The organism is Pusillimonas sp. DMV24BSW_D, from assembly GCF_011388195.1.
Lineage (GTDB): Bacteria > Pseudomonadota > Gammaproteobacteria > Burkholderiales > Burkholderiaceae_B > Neopusillimonas > Neopusillimonas aestuarii.
Window position 1 is genome coordinate 312199 of record NZ_CP049990.1, and the last position, 24915, is coordinate 337113.

Below are 24915 nucleotides of genomic sequence, written 5' to 3' on the forward strand. Positions count from 1 at the left end.
TATTTCTTTTTGTGCTTAATTAAGCAATGTGTGAACTTCATTGCTTAATTCCGTCGCCAACCAAAGTATTCGATCTTGATCTTCAGGCGAGAGCTCGGTGAAGTTCTCATACCCAGGCCCTGATATCAAAATCAGTAAAGCACGCAGTTGAGAGGCCTTTGCTGTCAGTAAATCGTAGTTATCCACAGGCACGCAGAATGCTTCTTTCTTTTTAGGTTTTGCTTCCATATTCGGTTTCCCTTTTGATGAGAGTTAATGCACTTTATGTGTTTGCTCATTACCAAGCAAATCCAAGATAGCAGCCCGCATCTCCCGTGGGGATAGGCCGACCAGCATAGCTCGCTGTTCATCTGTTAGAGTCACAGCCCCTTCGGGCAAGTTCCACATTTTTTCCAGGTCTTTGACTACGCCGTTGATGAGCACGGGCGCATGATCCTCGCCTGGTGGGGGAAAGTGTACGGGTCGAAGGCGCGACATTAAGGGCTCAGAAATTGTGTCCAGCGAATTAGCGGTGGTGATGTAAAGACAGTGCGATAAGTCGCATTCGGTCATCAAATAAATATCGTGATAACGTTTTGCGTTCCCGGGTTCGAGCAGATCAAGTAATGCCTCCTGTGGATCGCCACCGTTACTGTATCCCGCATGCGCCTTATCAATTTCATCGAGAATGAATAAGGGGTTGGGTACCTGAGTTTGATGAATGAACTCAACAATCTTTGACGGGCGCTGGCCAGCCCACCCACGAGTAACGCCTTTCAGCACTTTTGTATCGCACATACCTGCTAAGTTGAGAACCGAGCTTGGCGTCTCCAATAGCTCGCTTAAGCGCTGCGCAAAACGCGTTTTGCCTGTCCCAGGTTTACCCACCAACAGTACCGGTGCCATGCCCAGCCGTGTCACACCGTGGCGCCGGCGGGCGATCAAATCATTCATTACGACGCGAATAGCGTCTTGCGCCCAGGGAAACTCGCTGAATAGCTGTTCGCGCATGCGCAGCAGCTCCTCTAAAACCGGAAAAGTTTTAAACCGCACAGGCTTTTGCAGCGAGGCATACTGCTTTAAAACAAGTACGTCATCTCGATCACTGGATGTAGGAATTTGACCTTTAATGACGACCAGCTGATCAACAGCGTTGGTCTGTACCTGATTGTTGGCCTGCGGCATATTACGATCGTCAAAACTGGCCGGCTGAGTCTCCGTACATTGCTGTACAAGTTGGGGGATATAAGAAGAAACAATGTATTTTTGTTCGATGAGCAATTGTTTTACTTCGTCTGAAATATCGTTACTCATTGACTCAATCAGGCGATCCCAAAACGGCGCAACCCATTGAAGTGTTTTGAATCGCTTGACGATCAGTGGCTCATCACCGTTGTACTTACGAAGGCTCTTTGGCGGCTCGCCAGGTAAAAGCAGCAAGTAATTAACAATACAGCCCACGGCGCACTGATGCGCTTGCAGATCCCAGTGCTCAAAATTGTTTTGAGAGGCAGTGAGTGTTAAGCGGATGCCTTCATACCAGGCCTGCGCGACCCGGACATCAATGCGAAATCGTGCGTTGTCTTTTCTCGCCCTTAACTCCGGCAACGGGTTTGTGTTCAAGTCAATTGAAACTTTTAAATCGCATTGCTTGAGCATCTCATTGGCAAGTTCCCATACGCCGACAATACTGCCTAATTGTTGCGCCAACTCAAACCAGGCAAGTGACTCACTTCGACCAAGCTGTGCTGGCGCAGCCGGCGCATTATGTTTTACAAAACGACCAACCTGGACAGCCGCTTGCGCGCGACGGTGGTTTGACTCTTTTTCATCTGCGAGAACATGCAGCGTTTCGCGCATTGCGTCATGGAAAATAGGCGCATCTGGTGGACTCAAATAAATTAACGTCAAGAAATCATCACCAAAAAACCCATTAAAGGGAATTTGGTCGATCAGCGATGAATCGTCTCTTTCCAACTCTAACTCGGGTGCTTCATTGACCCGGTCGACAAATACTCTGAAACTCATGTGTTTTCTCCACGCGAGCACAACCAACAGGCGAGCGCTGGCCCTGCTCATGCATACAGCTGATAAAAAATAGGGAAATTAAGATGACCCGCGCGTGTGTGGCGGGTTAGCTGGTTCGCGTGTGTATTCGCTGGCTTAAGAGTGTTGCGGCAGGCATAGAGGACTCCGAAAGAGCAGGGGTATTAACGTTGAAGCGTTGCGCATCAAGTTATTGGGTGAGCGTTAATAATCCCAAACGGTATATTCAGACTATCAAGGGATCAGCAGGCCCGCAAGCGAATTTTGATTGTGAGCGTTTATTTTTTAGTAACGTTATTTTTTGGCGGGTATTATGCTGCTTTTTGAATTCAATCAGCCTATCCCGTAAGTTCTCACCTTTCGCAACGGTGACTCATAGAGTCTGACCCTGTAAGTTCTCACCTTTAGAGCGGTCATCGGGAGGCGAGCACATCCTGTAAGTGCTCACCTTCGGAGGTGTTGTTCAATCCCAACGGTGAAGTCCTAAACTAGATGGAGGACTTGTCTTTGTGTATTGCGCAAGTATGGGGAGCGGGGTGAGTGTGCGAATGGGCTTGAATCCAAAAAATGGTCATCCACAGGTGGCCGCGCCTAACCTCAAATGGAAAACATGACAAAACATCGGATATATATGAGTTCTAATCCGGTCTTACATCCACACTTTCTTGGCTAACCAATTTATGTCTTTAGCCCCAAGACTCCCACATGATCATCAACACGAGACCGCGCGCACCCGTCTGGAACAACGGCGCTGGGGTCAAACGATACGCTGCCCTCTCTGTTGGTCAGCCGAACCTATTTATCATGAATATCGCAAGGGCGTGCCAGGCTACTATCGATGTCGTGGTCAACCGAACGACACCTATAGCCAGGAAAAGCCTCTTCACAAACCCTACGTCTTTACCGTGCGCACGGGAACCATCATGCAGCGCTCACATATTGCACTTTCAGTTTGGGAGCGCGCCCTGGCCCTTGTGCTACCGCAATGGCATTCCCTCACCAAAAGGCCCACTGCCTTTCATTTGTCACTTGAGCTAGAGTTGACGGAAAAATCTTTAGCCCGGCTTGTACGCTTAATTCACGACATGGATGAGCGTTTCGAAAAACTGTTGCCAGTCGCCTCAACTGACGCATCAAGATTAGAAGAGCAGGACAGGCGCTTTTTGCTCATGAACTCTTTTCTGATGACCTATCGCGTTCATAACTTGCCGCCTACACAAGCCAGTTGGTTTAACAAGTACTCTTCCCCAAAAATAGAAGTGGCACTAGAGCACCTAAATGAACGTTTGGCGCCCATAGCAAGGCAACTCAAGAGACTGTCACTGCCAGGTTTAGAGGGCTAATAGGTAGGACTAACACCCTAAAAAACTAAATTCCAAGTTAAGTATCATCGATTTGTTAAAACCAACGCCATATCGCCTTTGGATTAGCCGCAAGAGTGGGTATGGTTAAACCTAAACGACACGGCGGCTTAGTGCTTTTTACCGTACCCAAACCGCCAGTCACCGCCTTAATGAATAATTCGCAGCGAAATATACATATAAAACAGCTTTAATTTTTTTCATATAAATCAATGACTTATATTGATTTTGTTGTTTTAAGATCAAGACTTTTATTGTAGGATAGGGGCATCCGCAGACTGTCTCAGGCAACGCGGAAGCAGACAAATTCAAGCGACAAAGTGATGAGTAGACAGGAAACGTCTGAAATAGGGAGAAACGACAACAGAGCGAGCGCAGAGACACCCAAACAATATTTGAATAACGCGAGAACTGCGCGGTAAGACCAGCAACCTGGGCAAAGGCTGCAGATCTTACTGAATGCGCACGAGGTTGAGCAACCCTTCGTGCATAGTGCATCGAGAGGTTGGCACTGTCAAGTGCCAATGGGGCTTTTTATTGCCCAAAAAAATGCAGCGCAGTTCCGTATCCGACAAGCACCTTATGGATATGGAGACTATGTCTAGAGTACCCCTTATTAGCCCTGAGCGGCTATTTAGAATCGAAAAGCGCCAGAGCATCCCACGTTGGCAAAACGAGTACGAACCAGCCATGAAGGCTACCCGCGATGAGGCTCCGAGCATCAGCCGCCCATCCACCTTGTTTTGGTCAAAGATTGGCCGCGACTTACATTTTATGTCATTGGCCGAGCGCCACGTTTGCATCCTGGCACTATATCACCCAGGGCTAATTGACGTACACGAGCAACATGCCCTTGAGCGATTCGATGCCCCACACCCTTTAGCCGATCACCCTCGCGCTCGTCATCTGCGCCTGCCACCTTTACGCGGTACGGTCTCGATCACGGAAGAAATGGGCATTCCATCAGCGCATCCAGTTGTCAACATCCCAGACAAATCCAACTCAAACAATACACTGCGTGCCGCATTTCCCTTTATTGGCGATCTCTTACTGTTTATGGTCGATGACATCGAACCATACTGTGTAAATTGGAGCATTAAAACGACACGCACAGCGTTTTATGACAAAAAGGTAGCGACAAGAAACGCCAAAAGTCGACTCCATGACTGCGCTTTGAGCGACCGCCACCTGATCGAACAGCGCTATTTTGCCGATGCTGGCATTGCATCACACTTCATCGCAGCGGACGAGTTTGATAGTCACCTCATCGCTAACCTGAACGCGCTTTGTGCCAAAGCCCAGCAGCCAATTATTCTCGATTGGCAGAGACAGGAAGAGCTGATTGTAAAGTTTCAAAAAATTGTAGGCACCCGCACCACGCCACTGGCAATTATGGAGCCTGCGATGAGACAAATAGGCTGCAGCCGCCAGGACTTTGTCGCGATCTTGTACTCGGCCATCTGGAATCGAAGAGTACGGGTCGATCTTTATCAACCCGTTCTGGTGGATAAACCACTCAAAGCCGAGCGTCGTGATGTGCTGGTGGACTATGCACATCTTTTCTCTCGGGGGCAATAACATGCAAAGAGGCAGCGCACTCATTGCCCCTCAGGGGCTTGGCCCATTGGAAGCAGGTTTGACGTATCACTTGCTTCGCCACAACCGCGTCATTCGATCAGTTCAGCTTGTGCTCTTCACACAGACCAAACATCGGTGGTTAGCCCATCTGTACTCGTTGGAAAGCGCCACATTCGAAGATGCTTTGGTTAGGGACTTGATCACTAAAGCACCTTATGACAACGGCGCCCCGTTTCTGAGGACTCTTGACGGCAAAGACCCTTTGAGCTTGGACTTGAAAAGGCAAACCCGAAAACGGGTATCAGATTTTGATCGGGCTACCGAGCGGCTAACAAAGATCTCTCCACTTTTGAACCAGGAAAATGACATCCTGTGCAGCGCAAACCCCGAAGCAGTAATTAACGCTTTTGCACGCAAACACAATCTAAATGAACAACGGACGCGATTCTGGTTCTTTGCGTACCTTTGTTTTTCTCGCGATATGCGGGTGCTCGTTCCACACTACTTCGAATGCGGTAAATGGGATCGCCTACAAAAACCCAACGGCCCAAAGTTTGGGCGCCACTCAATATCCAAGGGCGCGCTCTCTGGCCAACGACTAAATAGTGAAACCATCGAGCGTTTAGTTAAAGCCTACTACAAGTATGCCAAAGAGGGTTCTACGTTGACATCCATTTATCAAGAAGCCATGCGCAAAGACTTTGGCGCCACGTTAGTTAACGATGACATTGGAATACCACGGTTAATTTCAACCAAGCGTTCGATTCTCCCTACGTTCGATCAGTTCAGATACCAGATACACAAGGCAGTCGGACAGGACAAAGTGCAAGCGCTACGTTGGGGCCAGGCGCGGTTCCGACGCAGCAAACAACCCCATCGGGGCAAATTCACCACCAACGTCAGCAACTTGTATGAGTCAGTCGAAGCCGATGCCTACTACACGGACGAAAGACCCAGGTCCAATTGGGGCGAGGGCCATCTAGACCCCTTGTGTGTAACCCGTCTTGTTGATGTGGCTTCAGGCATGCGCTTGGGCATCGGGTTTGCGATTGGTTCAGAAAGCAGTGAGTCTTACAACGCAGCCATGTTTTGTGCTGCGATCCCAAAAACAGTGTTCTGCAAACTTTTTGGTATCGATATCAACGAGGCCGAGTGGCCCAGTCAAGGCTTGCCTACAACATTAATCACTGACCGCGGGCCTGGCATTAAACGCGCCCGCATCGATCCAAGCGGCTTGCTGCATGGGCCAGCTATCCACGAGTTCACCCCTTCGGGCCAGGGCCAGAGCAAGGCGTTGGTCGAGTCAAGTCAACGCAGACGAACAAAACTTGAGGGTCCAAATCAACACTCAGAAAGCAACTTAACTTTTCACCAAATGATGGTGCGCGAAATTCGTCGCGTGCTCCTGGAAAACAAAACAGCAGACACCACTAGCAGACTCACCCCGGAGATGCTCCAACAGCACACAGCTGCGACCCCGCTCGGGGTCTGGCGCTTCTTGGATGCGCGTGCAAGAAACGATGGCACCACCCCTACGTTTGACCAAGCTGTAAGGAGCTTTCTCATGTCAACTGAAGTCAGCTTGAGCCGAGCTGGAGTAATGCTTAAAAGCCAGGCTTACTCGTCGGCGGCCCTACGGAACACAAAACTCATACAACAGCTTGGCGGCACCACAATAAGAATCAAAGCGTATGTACTAGCAGCATGTGTCAGACATATATGGGTAGAAATCGACGGCAAATTGCTTCAGTTGGATGCCCAGCTGTCACTTCGTGACGACACGCAAATGCTCTACCGCACCTTCAATGAGCTCAATGATGAGAATCGGGAACTGAGCAAGCAAAAATCCAAGCTACGTCAAGATAAACAAAGTCTTGCCGTAGCCCAGCAGAACCTTCTGCTATCAGAGCACGGTGGCGACTGGAACGCAGCGAAACGGTTACGGGGTAAGCGTAAACGGACACCAGAGGCCAAAGCAGAACAAGCCGTCGTGTTGGAAACATACGATCGCAAAATGGAGCGCGTTGATGGATAAGGCGGACATACGACCAGGTAACAAAATTACCCAAACGCTCACGCGCCAAATGCGCGAGCTTAACAATCGAGACCTGATCGCGAATCGCGTAACACGACTTCCTAGATCATCGTCGCCTATTGAACAAGTACAACCTCACCAAATCGGCCCGACCATCGAGGCGCTGCTGCACCAACTCTATGTGCCTACAAGCCAAGATCTGGACATTCTTGAGAGATTTGTGCAAACCGGCATTGCGCACTACGAGACAAACTACCCTAGCGATCACTCATACTTGCAGACTTTGTATACACACCAGGAGTCCTTTTCCCCTCCTGTCCAAACGCCAACTTGTTTGACAGGTCCAGCCGGGATCGGAAAAACATCGCTTTTGCAAGCACTTGGACGATTGTTGCCGCCCCCGATCGAGCTTGAACCCGCTCCCAATCATGGGCCGGTCCTCTTCACATCTCACTGGTCCATTGAAGTACGTCAACGTGTCAACGCAAATTCGTTATTACAACAACTTGTTCTCCCCTTAGAGGAGCGAAGTGCGAGACCGCGCAACCTTGGCGCTTTGGCTGCAAAATTGGCCCACCGCGCCGGCGTTGCCCTCTTTCTGGTAGACGAGCTGCAGTTTCTTACTCAAAGCGGCACAGCCAATACCTTGATCACAAAACTATTGTACGAGCTCAGTTATGTCGGGATCCCCTTGGTGTACGTAGCGAACTACAGCATGTGCAAGCTGTTGCAAAAGCGTCCAGAACAAGACCGACAAAGATTGTTGGCAAACCCAATTGTTATGCTACCCACGCAGCCCGACTCACAGGACTGGATGGCGTACCTGCGTGCAATTCAAAAGGTACTTGGTACAACGCTACAAATCGACGTGCTACAAGAGCGTGGAACAATTTATTACCTGAGCGCCGGGCTGAAACGCCTGGTGAAACAGTTACTCAGACGTGCCTACGAACTTGCCTGGCACACTGGCAGGCGTTACGTCACCATCGCTGATCTGCATGATGCATACAACGACACACCCTATGCCATCAGCCGCCAGCAAGTGGAAGCCATGCTTTCGCCGCACTCCAAGCGATCCAGCGAATATGTATGCCCGTTTCCTCTTCCCAGAGTGGCGGCACAAGCACTGGCACAACAGCAGGAGGAGCGTAAGAGAATAAAAATTCTAAACGACATTCAAGTCAGCGCTCTGACGACAACAGAACGAGAAAACCTTCCAACTGAGTTAACGACCCCGCGCCAGGCAAAGCCTTCCCGCCCAAAACGGCCCAAGCTTTCCGCTCAAGAACTGAGAAAAACACACGAGTATCGACTTAATACTGGCCAGATACCAAGCAAATGAGGGGAGTTAAGAATGCGCCTTAGTAACGGAAATCTCGGTCATAACTGGCCTTTACCCATCACCCAGTGGTTTGACGACGAGCTGTTCTATAGTCTTTGCTGTCGTTTTCATTACATCGCAGGTAATCGACTCTCTGGCCACACTGCCAAACAACTTTTTGGTCACGCGCGGCACGGCACACAGCACGATTTTCCATCCAACCTGGATACCTTTGTGCAACGTACAAGTGGCGTGTTTGGAGATACCCCAAAGCACATCATTTTGCAGCACACGATCTTGCCGTTCTACTTACCCTGGGTTAGTTGCTCACTAGGCACGGAGCTTCTTGACCTATTAAGTCGTGGCCAGGCTGCGCGAATCAAAAGCCTTTTGGGCCTACCCTCAAGCCGTCTGCGAGCCAACCACCCGCTTCGCGCATGCCCGGAATGTATGCATGAAGACAAGCAACGGACAGGTACAGCCTATTGGCGCCTGACACATCAGCTACCAGGCGTAAGAGTCTGCCCAACCCACAAGGTGCTACTTTGGCAGTTTAATGAGAAAACCAATGCCGTGCGCCGGTTCGATTGGCTACTGCCTCGCAATGATGCTTTCTATCCTGTAGCGCACACACTAACTACACACTGCCAACTTTGGCTCGACAGACTGGCTCAAGCCGCGATCGAGATCTTCAAGCTGGCGCCCAACATACATATTGACCTTAAAACGGTACAAACCGCCTACCGCACCGCCCTTGACGAGCATGCGATGTTGCGTGGCCGCCACCAGATAGCGTTAGGTACCGTCTGTCAGCGGTACCTTGCGTTTACTCGATCCTGCCGCTGGCAAGAATTAGGGATCATGCCGCCAGCCCAGGAGCGCAGTACGACCTTCATGCTCAGTCGTTTGCTGACGCGTCAGCCATGCAGCACAAACCCACTTCATCACCTGCCACTGATTTTGTGGCTTTTCGGTGACTGGCCTACGTTCTGGGCGGCCTATAAGCACGCCCAAGCACCCGCGAGTGTGACACCTGTTCACCCCCGGACATCGTCAGACATACCCGACACTCAAACGCAACGCCTTACTCAACTCGTTGTGGTTCAAGGCCTGTCGGTCAGCGCAGCAGCGCAGCAACTCGGCATAGCGGTGCAAACATGTCAGTCTTGGGCTGCTGCTTGCGGTATCCGCTTACAAAAACGTCCAAAAAGTAACCTCGAGCGCATCGCAGCTATCGTGAAAGACCTTCGTCAAGGCATGGAGCAAAAAGCCACTGCACACAAACATGGGGTGTCCAGCTCGACTATTTCCAGACTGTTACTCACCGAGCCGGGATTACACATACGCTGGGAAAAAGCGCGCCGCGCCCTAGCACAAAAGCGGGCTCAGTCACGCTGGTTACGTGCCATGACTAAGCACCCAAACGCGACCGCAAAGCAGCTTCGTGAGATCGAGCCAGCAAGTTACGCCTGGCTCTATAGAAATGATCGCGCGTGGCTGCAAAGTAAATTGAGAAAGCTCGCAAAGCATAGCGTCGACCGCAGCACAAGCGTCGATTGGGCAAAACGCGATGAGAAGCTACATGGACAAGTACAGCAACTTTATCAGCAGCTTCAACGTGATGGCGAACTATTTCCCATCACCGTGCAGCAAATTTACAAAAGCACTCCAAACATCAAGCCCGCTCTTTCAAGCCTGAATCGCCTCCCCCAAACTCGTGAATTACTCACTCAAATTCGAAAACGCTCCTACCGGACATCCAAATGTTGATATCTTCGCCCTTCCCTGACGAACTGGCACTAGGTCACCTTTATCGCTTAATTAGGCTAAACGACACCTACCAGGCAAACGAAAGCACAAACCAGAGCCAACTTGCAAAATGGATAGCAAATATGAGGCCAACAGTAACAACCGCCCACCGCCGAAGAGCTCCAATTAATCATATGTTGGCCAACTCACTGGGCGTCAGCGTCGCCTCATACCGATACAATCACTCATTGTGTTTTTTCGATAAAAGATGGAGACACCTCTCCAGTCAAGACCCCACAGTTGATATCAAATTGGGGGCCTTTTCGCCACCCGCATTTACTAAAGTGGCACCGAACAATGAAAGCCCTTACAAGCTTTGTCGTCTGTGTCGTCAAGAGGACACAATTGCCTACGGCATGACCTACTGGCATCGAATACACCAAGTGCCAGGCATCGACATATGCCCACACCACTTGACCCCCCTTCAACACCACACCGAAAGCGATGTCATCAACAATCCCAACCCCTTCGCGCTTAATGGGCCACTTGTAGCCGCAGAGCTCGTGCAGGCAGCACATCACCCCATATTAGAACGCTACCGAACCCTAGCCGCGCTTACATTGACTTTTGGCGAAGGAATCGAACTATTTGGGGTGCGCAATCACGTGCGTGACATCGCGCGTGAGCGTGGTACGATCATCGGCGTTGCATGGTACCACCCAAACACAAGCTACTTGGCACACTATCTAGCGGACAAACAGTTACCACCGGCCTGGCTGGGACACCACATTGACCCAAAGACAGATGTTCAATCGAACGCATGGAAAAACCCCGGAGTCAAAGAGCATGCCAGAGAACTAAGGCGCTTGCCAGATGTCCATCTCTTTCATCCTGGGTACCTATTGCTTGTCATGGCAGCAATGTTCACTACACCCAAAGCGGCCGAGATCCTGTTAGGGCATAACCCAAAAACGGCGATTAACAGTCTTAGGCTTGGGCAACCAAACGCCAAAATTTTCAAGCAAGAAAAGTGATCCCGGCTCGTTTCTTCCCGTTTATTCCTTTAAAACCAGGGTCAAGGACGATGAAAAATTGCAATCACCTCTGAAACCGTGTTATAAATCAAATAACGCTTCAGCTAGCCTGATGCGTTACCTATCTATGAGCGGTTGGGGGTTAAAGTATCAGATGCAATTAATTTTGTATTGGTTAACGGCCTTTCCCGATTTGAAGGCGTCAGCTTGATGATTGGGGGTTAATGAAATAGCAGCCTAGTGATTCCCTTGTGGAGTTGCTTATCGAAAACGCCTTTCCCAGCGCAAGCTGGGGGTTAAAAGAAGTTTTTCGTAGCCCAGGTTGGCTATATTTGTTTTTCCCTCTGCGATTAGAAAGGTAATGTGCCCGGTGAGTTTTCTCACTGGGCACATTTTTTGTGCGTGCCTGTTAAAAGAATGTTGCTCCCTGCCGCTTAGCGATGTCCCCTAATGAGGATGACAACTCCGCGCTCATCAAAGCCCGTCTTAAGCTTGCGGCCAGCCGCTAACAGTGAACCGACTTCCGGTTGCCATAAGCTTAATCACGACCCAAAAAATTTGGGATTTCAAAGTTTGTTGATCTGCAAAAATATAGGAAGACGCTGGCAATACCCCTACAATCGTTGAACCAGCAGCGTCAGGATGGTCCGGGCGAAGCTGCGCATCTTCTGATCGTTGGCCAGGACTTCAAGCGCCATGGACTGGTTGTCGTTCATGGCATCAAGCACGATGTCTTCCACGCGTTTCGGGAAACTCCCGTGCATCACCTGATCCGCACTGTGCTGGCTGATCTGCGCCATCACATCGGAATCTCGCTCGACGCGGTCGGCCACGCCCTTGGCAAAGTGCAGTTGATCCTCATTGGACACCTGTGCCCCGAAGAGCTCGTTCAAGGCCTCGATGATTTCCGAGAGCCGCTTCTTCTCAGGGTCGTGGGGTTTGCCACTGCCCACCGCATTGGCGGGTTCCAGGCCCTGACCCTCCGGGGACTCTTCGAGCTTCATGTCCTGCTCGGCTCGCTTGGTCAATCGGTAGTGAGTGAGTTCCAGGTCATTGAGCTCCAGGTCTTCCGAGCTCAGGCGATGGGTTTGCAGCAGTGGGTACAAATGCCGGGCGTACACATTGAGTTGCTCAAGCTCCCGGTCTTCATAGGGCACGATCTGTGACAGGAACTCGTAGAGCCGCACAAAGCTGATCAGGTTCTTGCGAAACAGCTCCAGGCGATCGACGGCCTCACCCGCTTCCTTGAGGCTGACTTCAGCCTTCTGGATGCCTGTGCTGTTAAGCATAAAATTGCCGCGCGGAAAGCTTATGCTTTATTTCACGAATGGCTGTTTTATGCTTTATTAGATACGCCTGAATGTGAATAAAAAAATTAGCAAGCCGATCAACAAGGAGCGGCTTTTTCATTTTAAGCGCCCCCTAGACACCTTCCCCAAAGCCGACGCACTACAAAGAACAACTTCTTAACTAAGTTGGCGACTTCACCGTTGGGATTGAGCAACACCTCTAAAGGTGAGCACTTACAGGATAGGCTCACCACTCGATGATCGGGCTGTACCCCATAAAAGGGGGATGCCGAATTCACTAAACACGGTTAATCACGCCGTTCCAACCGCACTGAGCTAAAACGCGCAGGCGGTAATTCTCAAAATTCCTGAACCCATACGCTCTGCGCGAAAGCATCTCCATCTTTGTGTGGAACCCCTCAGTAATTCCATTAGACTTTGAAAAGCGCCACATACGCACAATGGGTTCTAGCCACGATAATAACGTAGCAGCCAGTGCCCGAGCTGGGCTTTGTTCAAACTGACGAATGAGCGCCAGGAACTTAGGCAGCATCTTGCTTGCTCGTTCCCGGTGTGTCATGCGCAGGGTCAAAAAACCATTAAGCTGCTGTTTAGCAAAATATAAAGCATTCAGAACAGGCGATTGCGCCAGATATTGATGCAACCGTTCCTTTTGAACAGCAGACAGTCGCCAGTGATGACGGCGCATCAAGCTGAGCAGTCCCCGGTTCTTACGTCCCTCGGGGTCGTACTGTTGCCACAGCTTCAAAAAGTGCTGATTGACCAACCGAATCACATGAAAGCGGTCGGCCACGATCATGGCATTGGGGAAGTACTGCTGGGCGATCCGGCGGTACGTCTCGGACAGGTCCATCACAATGATCCGCACATTCTCACGCCCGGGAAGACGCTTTAAATAGCTACGCAGGCTTGCCTCTGAACGCCCCAACACCACATCAAAAACCTTGTGATTCTTCAAATCAACCAAGGTGGTTGCGTAGCCCTTCTTACGGGTAAAGAAATGCTCATCAATACCTAAAACCTGCGGACAGCTTCGCCCCGATAACTCAGAGACCCGTTGCTTGATGTAAGACTGGTACCAACGCTCAACCGTGGCGCTGCCAATGTTGTGGGTTCGGGTCAGCTTGCGCTGGCTGACCCCACCTTCATGCGCCTCAAACACCTCCAGGCGATACGCCTCGGTTGAGCGGTGCCAAGGCCGCAGCCCGGCAAACCGATGACGAAAATAACGATTGCACGATAGACAATGATATTTGGGTATACGCAAATGCAGCACCATCAACTGGTTACCCTGACGCGTGTGCTTTACAGTACGCCCATGCGTCGACTTAATCCGCACCGGCGCTTGCCGGCAATGAATACAAGCTGGCCGCTTGCCAGGCCTGGCCCACACCCGAATCGTGTGGGCTCGCTCAACCCGCTCAATTATCAAACCCGGCAAACCTAAGATAGAATCTATTGGGGACATCGGTATTACCTCCATTAAGCCTGTTCGTCGAAAAAACAAGTTTAATGAATACCGGTCGTCCCCCTTTTATGATGACACCGACAGGCGGCGTGATGCGAAGCACGAGAGCCCGGTCCAAAGCAGTCAGGCGCAGGGACACACCCAGATTTATCTACATAACTCTGTCAGAAATCAGTTTGCTTTTCAGAACAATCCATGCCTCCTATCCGATATACCCAAATCCTGCTAATACCCTCTGTCTTTGAAAGGCGACTACAGCTCTACCGTGCCATCCCTCTGCAGATGTATCATTTTTGTACAATGGCACAATAAAACAGCAAATTCTTGGGTTGGAGTCGTCTGACAATGCTTCACAAACCCCTGTCATGCTGAGATCCAAATAGTCTCCTGGGCAACACAACAACAGTTGCGTATCAAGCTCACCTCATAGACGGGTGTAGCCGTTTTCAGGGGACCAACTTAACGTGCCGGATAAGGGGACTAAGGAAGTGAGTGACCAGTTTTTCAAGCAACCCATCCTTAATTCTCCGTACAGCTACCCGTCCCAGCACTGGGAACTCGACAACAAAGGGCAGCCCACACAGAAAATCGTGGGGTCACGCCGGGCGTCCAGCTTTATCAGTCCGATCCCTAAGCCCCGACGCGGTCGTGGCGAACAGGCTACTCTAGGTCTGGATGAAATCGAGAATCTGGCTGACGACCAACAGCGCTACCAGCATTCGGAACTAATAAATGCAGTGCGGCGCGAGGTGGATGCTTGGCGTCGATTGCCACCGTCGCAATGGCGCGTTACGCCCGAGACGGCCCGTCTACTGGAGCACTGGCGCAATCACAAGTTCATGGGAGTACGCCCGTTCTTCTGCCAAGTCGAAGCGGCTGAAACTGCCATCTGGTTGACAGAAGTCGCCCCGCAGCTTGGAAAAAATGGTGGACGCTTTCTCGATCATTTGAGGAAGGTCAGCGATGATGCCAATCCTGGCCTGCTGCGCCTAGCGTTGAAGTTGGCCACTGGCGCAGGTAAGACCACAGTCATGGCCATGCTCATTGCTTGGCAAACGGTCAATGCTGTGCGGCACCCCCAGAGCAAGAAATTTACCCGTGGTTTTCTGCTGGTTGCCCCTGGCCTCACCATCAAGGATCGCCTGCGTGTGCTACTGCCTAATGATGCGGACAGCTACTACGGCAATCGCGAGATCGTTCCGCGCGAGATGCTGCCTGATCTGGACAAGGCCAAGATTGTCATCACGAACTACCACGCTTTCAAACTTCGCGAGCGCATGGAGTTGTCAAAGGGAGGCCGGCGTTTGTTGCAAGGCCGCACCGGTGGCGAACTGAACACGCTGGAAACTGAGGGCCAGATGCTCCAGCGGGTAATGCCGGAACTGATGGGGATGAAAAACATCCTCGCCATCAACGACGAGGCACACCATTGCTATCGAGAAAAGCCGCACGCTGCCGAGGACGACAAAGATCTCGATAAAGATCAGAAAGCCGAGGCCGAGGAAAACAATGAAGCTGCACGGCTGTGGATTTCTGGTTTAGAAGCTGTGAACCGGAAGCTGGGCCTACAGCAAGTGTTTGATCTTTCGGCCACGCCATTCTTCCTCGCTGGTTCTGGCTATGTGGAAGGCACACTATTCCCCTGGACAATGAGCGATTTTTCGCTGATGGACGCCATCGAATGCGGCATCGTCAAATTGCCGCGCGTGCCGGTCGCGGACAACATCCCTGGCGCGGATATGCCTATATACCGCGAACTCTGGAAGCACATCGGCAAAAAGATGCCGAAAAAGGGGCGCGGCAAAAACGCTCAGCTCGATCCATTAGCGATACCGGTGGAGCTACAGACTGCGCTGGAAGCGCTATACGGCCATTACCGCAAAACTTATGAAGCCTGGAAGCAAGCTGGTATTAACGTGCCGCCGTGCTTCATCGTAGTGTGCAACAACACCGCGACTTCCAAACTGGTGTTCGATTACATCTCCGGTTTCGAACGCACGAACGAAGACGGTTCCATTGCGCGCGTACCAGGAAGGCTGGAGCTGTTCCGCAACTTTGACGAGCATGGCGAGCCCCTGGCGCGCCCCAATACCTTGCTGATAGACAGCGAGCAGCTCGAATCAGGGGAAGCTCTGGATGACAACTTCCGAGCCATGGCAGCCGATGAGATCGAACGCTTCAAACGCGAGATCATCGAGCGCACTGGCGACCGCCGCCAAGCTGAGAACCTGAGTGACAGCGAACTGCTGCGAGAGGTGATGAACACCGTTGGCAAGCAGGACCGCCTAGGTGAGCAAATCCGCTGCGTCGTGTCGGTGTCCATGCTCACTGAAGGCTGGGATGCCAATACCGTTACCCACATCCTTGGCGTGCGTGCATTCGGCACCCAGTTGCTGTGCGAGCAGGTCATTGGGCGTGCCCTACGTCGACAGTCCTATGACTTAAACGAGCAAGGCCTATTCGACGTGGAGTATGCCGACATATTCGGCATTCCTTTCGACTTCACCGCCAAGCCGGTTGTTGTCACACCGCCCAAACCTCGCGAAACCATCACAGTCAAGGCACTGCGCCCAGAACGCGATCATCTGGAAATCCAGTTTCCGCGCGTGCAGGGCTATCGCGTCGAATTGCCGGAGGAGCAACTCGAAGCCGAATTCAACGACGACCACCATCTTACCCTGACGCCAGACATGGTCGGCGCAACCAAGACCCACAACGCTGGAATCATCGGCGAAGCAGTGGAGCTGGACATCAAGCATCTGGGGGACGTGCGCCAGTCCACCTTGCTGATGGAGCTAACAAAGCATTTGCTGTTTCAGCATTGGCGTGATCAAAGCCAGGATGCACCGATCGCGCTATTTGGCCAGCTCAAGCGCATCGTGCGACAGTGGCTGGACGAGTGCCTGGAATGCAAGGGTGGAACCTACCCGGCGCAACTGATGTATTGCGAACTGGCGGACATGGCCTGCGAGCGCATCACCAAGGGCATTACCGCGAAGGAGTTGGAGAAAGGTCGGCAAATCAAGGCTATCCTCGACCCATTCAACCCGACCGGCAGCACTGAGCATGTGCGCTTCAACACCTCGCGCCCTAGCAGCGACCGCTGGGAAACCATAGGCGTGCATAACCAACCAAAGAACCAGGTTAACTGGGTGATTCTGGATAGTGGCTGGGAGAGCGAATTCTGCCGCGTTGCCGAATCGCACCCAAAAGTACTGGCTTACACCAAGAACCACAACCTCGGCCTTGAGGTTCCTTATCGGTTCGGCTCGGCTAACCGCATCTACATCCCGGACTTCATCGTGCAAGTGGACGACGGTTGCGGAAAGGAAGATCCGCTGAACCTGATCGTCGAGATCAAAGGCTACCGGCGCGAGGACGCTAAGGAAAAAAAGTCCACCATGGATACCTACTGGATTCCAGGCGTAAACCACCTAGGCACGCACGGACGCTGGGCCTTTGCCGAGTTCGGTGACGTATACGAAATGCAAGAAAACTTCGCCAAAAAGATAGAGGCACAGTTCAACCACATGATCGAAACGGCTGCGCCGGGAAACAAGGAATACTGAAATGGCGACCAAGAAAATGCAAACACCCAGCAAGAGTATCGAGCAGATCACGCACACTGAAGCCAAGCGCAAGAACATTCCGACGGTGGAGCACCAGTCGGTGATGCAACACCACGAACAGGCACCGATTCAGGTGACATACCCCCGCGCCAATCGACAATGGTTAGACGAGTTATGCGCCTTGCACGACACGGGCAAGATGTCCCTAGAATTCCAGCAGCGCCTTAACCGCGACCTTGATCCGCAACTTATCTGGCGTGGCAAAGATCAGCAAGACTGGTCAGACCTGGTCGTCAACGCGCCGCCGCTGTACATCCAGGAGAAGGTAAAACCCAAGGTGCTAATCGACGAGCTGCGCCGTCAGAGCGAAGCTGCTGCGCCGCAGCCCGAAACGCTCGACTTGTTCGGCGATTTCAACGGCCTACCCGAAGGTGTGGACCGCACCGAGTTTTACCAGCACGAAGGCCATTGGCAGAACCGGATGATTCTGGGCGACAGTCTGCAGGTAATGGGTTCGCTGGCCGAACGCGAGGGGCTGCGCGGTAAGGTTCAGTGCATTTATTTCGATCCGCCGTACGGGATCAAATTCAACAGCAACTTCCAGTGGTCGACTACCAGCCGTGACGTGAAAGACGGCAACGCTCAGCACATCACACGCGAGCCAGAGCAGGTCAAGGCGTTCCGGGATACCTGGCGCGACGGCATCCATTCGTATCTCACGTATTTGCGCGACCGACTAATGGTAGCGCGGGATTTGTTGACCGAAAGCGGCTCCATCTTCCTGCAGATTGGTGATGAGAATGTCCATCGGGTTCGTGCCTTGATGGATGAGGTTTTTGGCGAAGACAATTTTGTTGCTCAGATAACTCTCACGAAAGCAGCCTCTCAAAGTTCAGAATTGCTTGCGGGTGTGAACGATTACATAGTCTGGTTTTCACGAGACATCACGAAGGTCAAGTATCGCCCGCTTTTTGTGGAACGACCGCCGATAGACAATCCGACACACCGATACATATGCGTTGAAGATGAAAATGACCTAATCCACGACTTGAGCCTTAAGCAGAAGCTAGGTCAAGCTCCGATTCCGGACGGAAAATTCCTTCGGATGGTGACCTTGACGTCACAGACCGGCTCTGACTCGTCGCGCTTCTCCGTGGATTATGCGGGGCGTAGCTACACTCCGCCTGGAGCTCGTGGTTGGTCAACGGGCCGTGAAGGTATACGACGCGTGGAAAAAGCAGGTCGTATGTGGGCGGTTGGAACCACACTGATGTGGAAAAACTATCATGCGGACTATCCATACAAGCCGCGAGTTTCTCTTTGGGACGACATCAGGTCAAGTGGTTTTGGCTCTGAGAAAATCTACATTGTGCAGACTCAACCGGAGGCAATCCAGCGCTGTCTTTTAATGACGACGGATCCTGGCGATTTGGTGCTTGACCCAACTTGCGGTTCCGGCACCACAGCCTATGTCGCCGAACAGTGGGGCCGCCGATGGGTCACAATCGACACTTCGCGCGTAGCACTGGCGCTGGCTCGCGCCCGCATAATGGGCGCACGCTACTCGTTTTACCTACTCGCCGACTCCCGCGAAGGCCAGCAGAAGGAAGCCGAAGTCACCCGGAGTGTACCGTCCAGCCAACCCGTATACAACAACATCATTCACGGGTTCGTGTATGAGCGCGTACCGCATATCACCCTCAAATCCATCGCCAACAACACCGAGATTGATGTCATCTGGGACACCTACCAGGCCGAGCTGGAACTACTGCGCGAACGGCTCAACGCAGCGTTGAAAATGACCTGGCAAGAATGGGAAATTCCACGCATGGCTGACGCGAAGTGGAATGATACGGCCAAAAAACTACACACAGACTGGTGGCAGCAACGCATCGCTCGGCAGAAGGAAATAGATGCTTCCATCGCCGCTAAGGCCGAGTTTGAATTTCTCTATGACAAACCCTACGAGGACAAAAAGCGTGTGCGTGTGGCCGGTCCGTTTACCGTTGAGTCGCTGTCGCCGCACCGCGTGCTGGGCGTGGACGAGGAAGACAACCTAATTGACCATGTGGCAGAGACCCAAGCGGAATATGGTCAGGATTTCGCCAGTTTGATTCTGGCCAACCTGCGCACCGCTGGTGTGCAGCAGGCACGCAAAGCCGACAAGATCGAATTCACCTCATTGGAACCGTGGCCCGGCGAACTAATTTGCGCCGAAGGCCGCTATTTGGAGAACGGAAAAGTACAACGTGCCGGCATTATGATCGGCCCAGAGTTCGGCACTGTTACCCGTGCTGACCTCGTCGATGCTGCCCGCGAGGCTGGCGATGCCAACTTCGATGTACTCATCGCTTGCGCTTTCAACTACGACGCACCCGCCAGTGAATTCAGCAAACTGGGCCGCATCAATGTGCTCAAGGCACGCATGAACGCCGACCTCCACATGGCCGAAGACTTGAAGAACACCGGCAAGGGCAACCTCTTCGTGATCTTTGGCGAGCCGGATGTGGACGTGCTAGACATCCAGGGGCGCAGCATCCGCCGTTACGACGGCAAGCGCGACGTCATCGATGTACCAGCAGATGGGCAACTAGTGGTGCGCATCAACGGCGTAGACGTGTTCCACCCCAGCACCGGCGAAGTACGCAGCGACGGAGCAGAAGGCATTGCCTGTTGGTTCCTTGACACCGACTACAACGAAGAGTCCTTCTTCGTCCGTCACGCCTACTTCCTCGGCGCAAACGATCCATACAAGGCGCTTAAGACCACGCTCAAGGCTGAAATCGACGCTGATGCTTGGGCGACGCTCAACTCCGACATTTCGCGTCCGTTCCCGAAACCCAGCAATGGGCGGTTTGCAGTAAAAGTCATCAATCACTTGGGAGATGAGGTAATGAAAGTTTTTCGGGTGAGCTAAAGCCAAATGTAATGCATATTCAATCAAATGGGCGGGGACCACATGCCTAAGATCAATAAGTTTATTATCGAAAATTTCAAGGGTATTGAAAAAGCTGAGATTGATCTTGAGAGAAAATCAGCCAGTCCAGTTTTGACGTTAATTGGACTCAACGAAAGTGGTAAAACAACCATCCTCGAAGCGCTTTCGCATTTTATTACTGGTGATAGGTCGGTTTCCAGCTTGTTTGATGGGCCTTATGCCAAAGCCACAGGCTTAGGTTTGATTCCAATGCACCGCAAGGCTGCATTCACCGGGAAGATCAAGATTGGCGCTGAAATATCTTTAAGCGAGGAGGATATTGAAACGCTTCAGGAGCTGGCCAAAAAATTCAATCTAATCCTCGACTCAGCCCCTTTACGAAACCCGATTAAAGCCATAAGAACATTTTCCTTCGAGGACAGCACCTTAAAGAACAACAATAGTTTTTGGACTATCCCTTTACACGCAAAAAAGCTCAGAGGGAAAAAGTTCTCGGAATACCAGCGACCGAAGGACAGCGATGAGGACGATCTTTGGCTGGATTGCGTCAACCTCATAGAAGATCGTCTCCAGCAAGTTTCCTACTTTCCAACTTTTCTTGTAGACATGCCAGCAAGAATCTACTTGCAGGAGCATCAGGATGAAAGTGCTCAGAACCGACACTACCGGTTTGTCCTTCAGGACATCCTTGATAGTCTGGATGAAGGGTTGTCACTAGAAAAACATGTTGCACAACGAATTCAGGACTACAAGGAAAGCCAGAAAACCGCCACCTGGCTATCGATGTTTTTTGGTAGTCCGAGCAAGACGCCGATAGACTCAGTATTCCAAAAAATTTCCAGTGCAATTACAAAGGAAGTAATCGGGAGTTGGCAACGAGTTTTTCAACGCGCCATCTCTGCAAAGTCCATTTCCATTGACTGGAACGTCGATGCTGAAAAAGGTGATCTTCCGTACGCCACTTTCCACGTTTCGGATGGCGAATCTAAATACGCCATCAATGAGCGATCCCTAGGCTTTCGTTGGTTCTTTTCATTCCTTCTCTTCACCGGATTTAGTAACGGGAAAAAGCGTAAGACTATCTTTATTTTTGATGAGCCTGCAGCCAACCTTCATGCAAAAGCTCAGGCAGAGCTGTTAACCAGTTTTTCGAAGATAGCATCGGATGGAAATAAGATTATCTATTCCACCCATAGTCATCACATGATTAACCCACGATGGCTCGGCGCGGCTTACATCGTGGAGAATGCCGCACTTGATTATGACAGTTCGGATAACTTCGGTTTAGACACCAAACCAACGAATATTACCGCTACGCCTTACCGCCAATTTGTATCCAGTTTCCCAACGCGATCAAGCTACTTCCAGCCTGTCATCGAGAAGCTTGAGTATATCCCACCGGAGATCGTGGGTTCAGCGCCATATTTAATAGTCGAAGGGATTTCCGACTTTTACGCTCTTACGCTCGCCAAGCGCATTGCCGGTAAAACATATTCCTTCAATGTGCTTCCGGGATCTGGTTCTGGGTCATCAGGCCCTGTGTTGAGCCAGCTACTGGCTCAAGGCCAAGAATTTGTTTTGCTTCTCGATGACGACTCGGAAGGAAAGAAGGCGGTAGCCAAGTATGCGGATGAATGGTTCATCGGTCCAGACAATCTCATGACGTTAAAGTCTGTTGATGAGTCTTTTGGAGGAATGGCTATGGAGAAGCTGCTTGGTAATGAAACCATCGAACTCATTCAGAGCCACCTCGAAATCCCGCGCCCCCCCAGCAAGAAGCAAATCGGCTGGTATTTGGCGGAGTCGAACGCTGCGTCTGGTGATGTGACAGACAGACTGCCTCAATCAGCCATTGAAAAATTAGTTGACATTCTCGACCACTTCGAAATTTCATTTACTAAGACAGCATGATGGAATTCCGTATTGCCGATACTTTTACCATTAGCCTTGCGCGCCTGACAGGTGACGAGCAGAAGGCTGCAAAGACCACTGCGTTCGATTTGCAGCTTGACCCGACGGGCAATGGCATGAGCTTCCACAAGCTCGACCGGGCTAGAGATCCGAATTTCTGGTCAGTGCGGGTCAATCGCGACATCCGCCTAATCGTTCACAAAACTACCGGCAGCCTGCTTCTATGCTACGTTGATCACCATGACAAGGCCTACCAGTGGGCAAAGCGGCGCAAGCTGCAAGTGCATCCCACGACAGGCGCAGCACAACTGGTCGAAATACGTGAGCGTGTCGAGGAAATCCTTGTTCCGAAGTACGTGGATGACAGCAGGCCGTTCAAGCAGCAGAAGCCAAAACTGTTCCTGCAATACAGCGATACGCAACTGCTAGCCTATGGCGTACCGCAGGAATGGCTAGCCGATGTAAAGGCCACCGATGAGGACTCACTGCTGGAACTAGCCGATCACCTGCCCGGCGAAGCTGCTGAAGCTTTGCTTGAACTGGCAACCGGTGGAACGCCCGCATTGCCCGAAATAGCAAGTAAGGGTGATGATCCGTTCCTGCACCCGGATGCACAACGCCGTTTCCGCGTCATATCCGATATGGACGAACTGGCCCGCGCCCTGGAATATCCGTGGGACAAGTGGACGGTGTTCCTCCATCCGGCGCAGCGTCAGCTGGTCGAACGCCATTACAACGGCGCGGCGCGCGTCTCAGGCTCAGCAGGTACAGGCAAGACGGTAGTGGCTTTGCACCGAGCCGTGCATTTAGCACGGGAGGACGAAGACGCGCGTGTACTGCTTTCCACGTTTTCAGAAACACTAGCCAACGCACTACAGGGTAATTTGTACCGACTAATCTGGAACACCCCAAAGCTCGGCGAACGTATCGATGTGCTCGCGATGGATGCCATAGGCATTCGTCTGTATTCGGCGGAGTTTGGCAAGCCGGCACTCACTAGCTGCGATGAAATTTCTACACTGTTGAAGGCCGCTGCCACCCAGGTGGATGGCCTAAAAGCGAATACCGCGTTCCTGGTATCTGAATGGAATGATGTGGTGGACGCTTGGCAAATTGACAGTTGGGAGGCCTATCGCGACGCGAAACGGCTAGGCCGCAAGACACGCCTGCCGGAAACGCAGCGCGCCTTGTACTGGCGAGTGTTTTCCACCGTAAAGGAGCAATTGAAACTGGCTGGCAAGATCTCCGCGCCGGAAATGTTTGCCAAGCTGGCAGGAGCTATGCTCAAACGCAAGCATCCCGTATTTGATTACATCGTAGTGGACGAAGCGCAGGACATCGGAGTGCAGCAATTGCGCTTTCTTGCTGCGATTGCCGCCAACCGGTCTAATTCCCTGTTCTTCGCTGGTGATCTCGGCCAACGCATCTTCCAGACGCCATTCTCATGGAAATCCTTGGGTGTGGATGTGCGGGGTCGCTCACGAACGCTCAAGATCAATTACCGCACATCACACCAGATTCGTTCGCAGGCCGACCGGTTGCTTGGCCCAGAAGTATCCGATGTAGACGGAAATGTCGAAAGCCGTAAGGGCACGATTTCTGTGTTCAATGGGCCGGAACCGGTCATCTGCAGTTACGCCGATGTCGAGGCGGAAATCCAAGCCGTCGGCGTGTGGTTGAAGCAATGCAACATCAGCGGCGTATTGCCGCAGGAAATCGGCGTCTTCATCCGATCCGAAAACGAACTCTCACGCGCACAGGCAGCAGTAAAGGCCGCTGGCTTGCAGGGACGCGTGCTCGGCAAAGACATGGCGACGGAAGAGGGTTTCATCAGCATTACCACCATGCACCTGGCAAAGGGCATGGAATTCCGTGTGGTTGCTGTGATGGCCTGTGATGATGAAATTATTCCTTCACAAGCGCGAATCGACACTGCCGCCGATGAAGCCGAATTGACTGAAATCTACAACACTGAGCGCCAGTTACTGTACGTGGCATGCACCCGCGCACGTGATCAATTGCATGTCTCCGCGGTGACGCCGGAGTCGGAATTCCTGCAGGATATGATGCAAAAGTAGTAGTCGCTGCAGGTCGATTCATCTCTGCACTACCCGCACCGAAGCGCGGGTAGTGCATACATCAATCGATAGCTCGCCAGATCAGACTCGATTCTGGATGCTGATCCACATACTGACGCAGCCCGTGATATCTCTCGATCAGCATATCCTCATGCGTGATGGCGATCAGATGGTTGAGGCCATAAAATGTTGCCACAATACCCGCCGCATCAGCCGACATTTCGCCGTCAAAGAAGTTGTTGGCCCATACAAGACGCAACCTCGATTCAATATAGGGTGCCATGTAAAAAGCCCCGTTGGACAGCCAGTAATAGTGCCAATAACCGCCCTGGTAGTCGGAAGACAACTCGCGCAGCCAGCTGAATACTAGCATCTCCCCTCGCAGGTATTGAGTGCCAAAGGCGCTCGGTAAAAAGTCCATACGCTTCTCATCTTCAACACGCTTTGCTGTGATGAGGGTGGATTCGGTTTCGACGTTGATGTTAGACATGATGCTCTCCAGTGTTCGGGGCGGGATTGCCCGGAACCCCGATGGCAT

General features: G+C 51.8%; 16 protein-coding genes. 11 read left to right on the forward strand and 5 right to left on the reverse strand.

Annotation, left to right across the window (positions count from 1 at the left end; translation table 11 throughout):
* Nucleotides 1-15: 15 nt before the first annotated feature.
* Nucleotides 16-228 (reverse strand): hypothetical protein, encoded by a 213-nt coding sequence (locus G9Q38_RS01475; RefSeq protein ID WP_166127093.1) that lies wholly within the window; start codon nucleotides 226-228, stop codon nucleotides 16-18.
* Nucleotides 229-252: 24 nt separating this feature from the next.
* Nucleotides 253-2007: an AAA family ATPase gene (locus G9Q38_RS01480; protein ID WP_166127095.1), complete on the reverse strand. Its 1755-nt coding sequence runs from the start codon at nucleotides 2005-2007 to the stop codon at nucleotides 253-255.
* Nucleotides 2008-2948: 941 nt separating this feature from the next.
* Here G9Q38_RS01480 and G9Q38_RS01485 point away from each other — a divergent pair.
* The 6 genes from G9Q38_RS01485 to G9Q38_RS01510 all read left to right on the forward strand — a co-directional run bounded on the left by G9Q38_RS01485 (nucleotide 2949) and on the right by G9Q38_RS01510 (nucleotide 11103).
* The gene (locus G9Q38_RS01485; protein WP_166127098.1) at nucleotides 2949-3368 is read left to right on the forward strand and encodes a hypothetical protein; all 420 of its coding nucleotides are present in this window, start codon (nucleotides 2949-2951) and stop codon (nucleotides 3366-3368) included.
* A 708-nt stretch (nucleotides 3369-4076) separates the two neighbouring features.
* Entirely contained in the window at nucleotides 4077-4964 is an 888-nt protein-coding gene (locus G9Q38_RS01490; RefSeq protein ID WP_166127101.1) for a PDDEXK family nuclease, read from the forward strand.
* Nucleotide 4965: 1 nt separating this feature from the next.
* On the forward strand, nucleotides 4966-6999 hold the full coding sequence (locus tag G9Q38_RS01495) for a TnsB C-terminal domain-containing protein (protein WP_166127103.1): 2034 nt from the start codon (nucleotides 4966-4968) through the stop codon (nucleotides 6997-6999).
* Nucleotides 6992-8341, forward strand: coding sequence for an ATP-binding protein (locus G9Q38_RS01500; protein WP_166127106.1), 1350 nt, complete (start codon nucleotides 6992-6994; stop codon nucleotides 8339-8341). The genes G9Q38_RS01495 and G9Q38_RS01500 overlap by 8 nt, the downstream gene beginning before the upstream one ends.
* Before the next feature lie 12 nt (nucleotides 8342-8353).
* Nucleotides 8354-10090, forward strand: a complete 1737-nt coding sequence (locus G9Q38_RS01505; RefSeq protein ID WP_166127109.1) for a TnsD family Tn7-like transposition protein — start codon at nucleotides 8354-8356, stop codon at nucleotides 10088-10090.
* Entirely contained in the window at nucleotides 10084-11103 is a 1020-nt protein-coding gene (locus tag G9Q38_RS01510; protein ID WP_166127112.1) for a TniQ family protein, read from the forward strand. Before G9Q38_RS01505 ends, G9Q38_RS01510 begins: the two co-directional genes overlap by 7 nt.
* A gap of 614 nt (nucleotides 11104-11717) precedes the next feature.
* On the opposite strand, the gene G9Q38_RS01515 is transcribed toward G9Q38_RS01510, so the two are convergent.
* A complete protein-coding gene (locus G9Q38_RS01515) occupies nucleotides 11718-12392 on the reverse strand; it encodes a hypothetical protein (RefSeq protein ID WP_166127115.1) in 675 nt (224 codons plus the stop codon).
* A 298-nt stretch (nucleotides 12393-12690) separates the two neighbouring features.
* Nucleotides 12691-13752: an ISL3 family transposase gene (locus tag G9Q38_RS01520; RefSeq protein WP_228276241.1), complete on the reverse strand. Its 1062-nt coding sequence runs from the start codon at nucleotides 13750-13752 to the stop codon at nucleotides 12691-12693.
* On the opposite strand from G9Q38_RS01520, the gene G9Q38_RS15250 reads away from it, so the two are divergent.
* The 5 genes from G9Q38_RS15250 (at nucleotide 13681) to G9Q38_RS01540 (ending at nucleotide 24377) form a co-directional block, all read left to right on the forward strand.
* A complete protein-coding gene (locus tag G9Q38_RS15250; RefSeq protein WP_228276246.1) occupies nucleotides 13681-13860 on the forward strand; it encodes a hypothetical protein in 180 nt (59 codons plus the stop codon). The two genes, G9Q38_RS01520 and G9Q38_RS15250, sit on opposite strands and share 72 nt — an antisense overlap.
* Before the next feature lie 509 nt (nucleotides 13861-14369).
* Entirely contained in the window at nucleotides 14370-17450 is a 3081-nt protein-coding gene (locus G9Q38_RS01525) for a BPTD_3080 family restriction endonuclease (RefSeq protein ID WP_166127117.1), read from the forward strand.
* Between the two features lies 1 nt (nucleotide 17451).
* Nucleotides 17452-20367: a site-specific DNA-methyltransferase gene (locus G9Q38_RS01530; protein WP_166127120.1), complete on the forward strand. Its 2916-nt coding sequence runs from the start codon at nucleotides 17452-17454 to the stop codon at nucleotides 20365-20367.
* 42 nt (nucleotides 20368-20409) lie between these two features.
* A complete protein-coding gene (locus G9Q38_RS01535; RefSeq protein ID WP_166127123.1) occupies nucleotides 20410-22299 on the forward strand; it encodes an ATP-dependent nuclease in 1890 nt (629 codons plus the stop codon).
* The gene (locus tag G9Q38_RS01540) at nucleotides 22299-24377 is read left to right on the forward strand and encodes a UvrD-helicase domain-containing protein (protein WP_166132275.1); all 2079 of its coding nucleotides are present in this window, start codon (nucleotides 22299-22301) and stop codon (nucleotides 24375-24377) included. The genes G9Q38_RS01535 and G9Q38_RS01540 overlap by 1 nt, the downstream gene beginning before the upstream one ends.
* A 61-nt stretch (nucleotides 24378-24438) precedes the next feature.
* On the opposite strand, the gene G9Q38_RS01545 is transcribed toward G9Q38_RS01540, so the two are convergent.
* Nucleotides 24439-24867 (reverse strand): antirestriction protein, encoded by a 429-nt coding sequence (locus tag G9Q38_RS01545; protein ID WP_166127126.1) that lies wholly within the window; start codon nucleotides 24865-24867, stop codon nucleotides 24439-24441.
* Nucleotides 24868-24915: the final 48 nt, after the last annotated feature.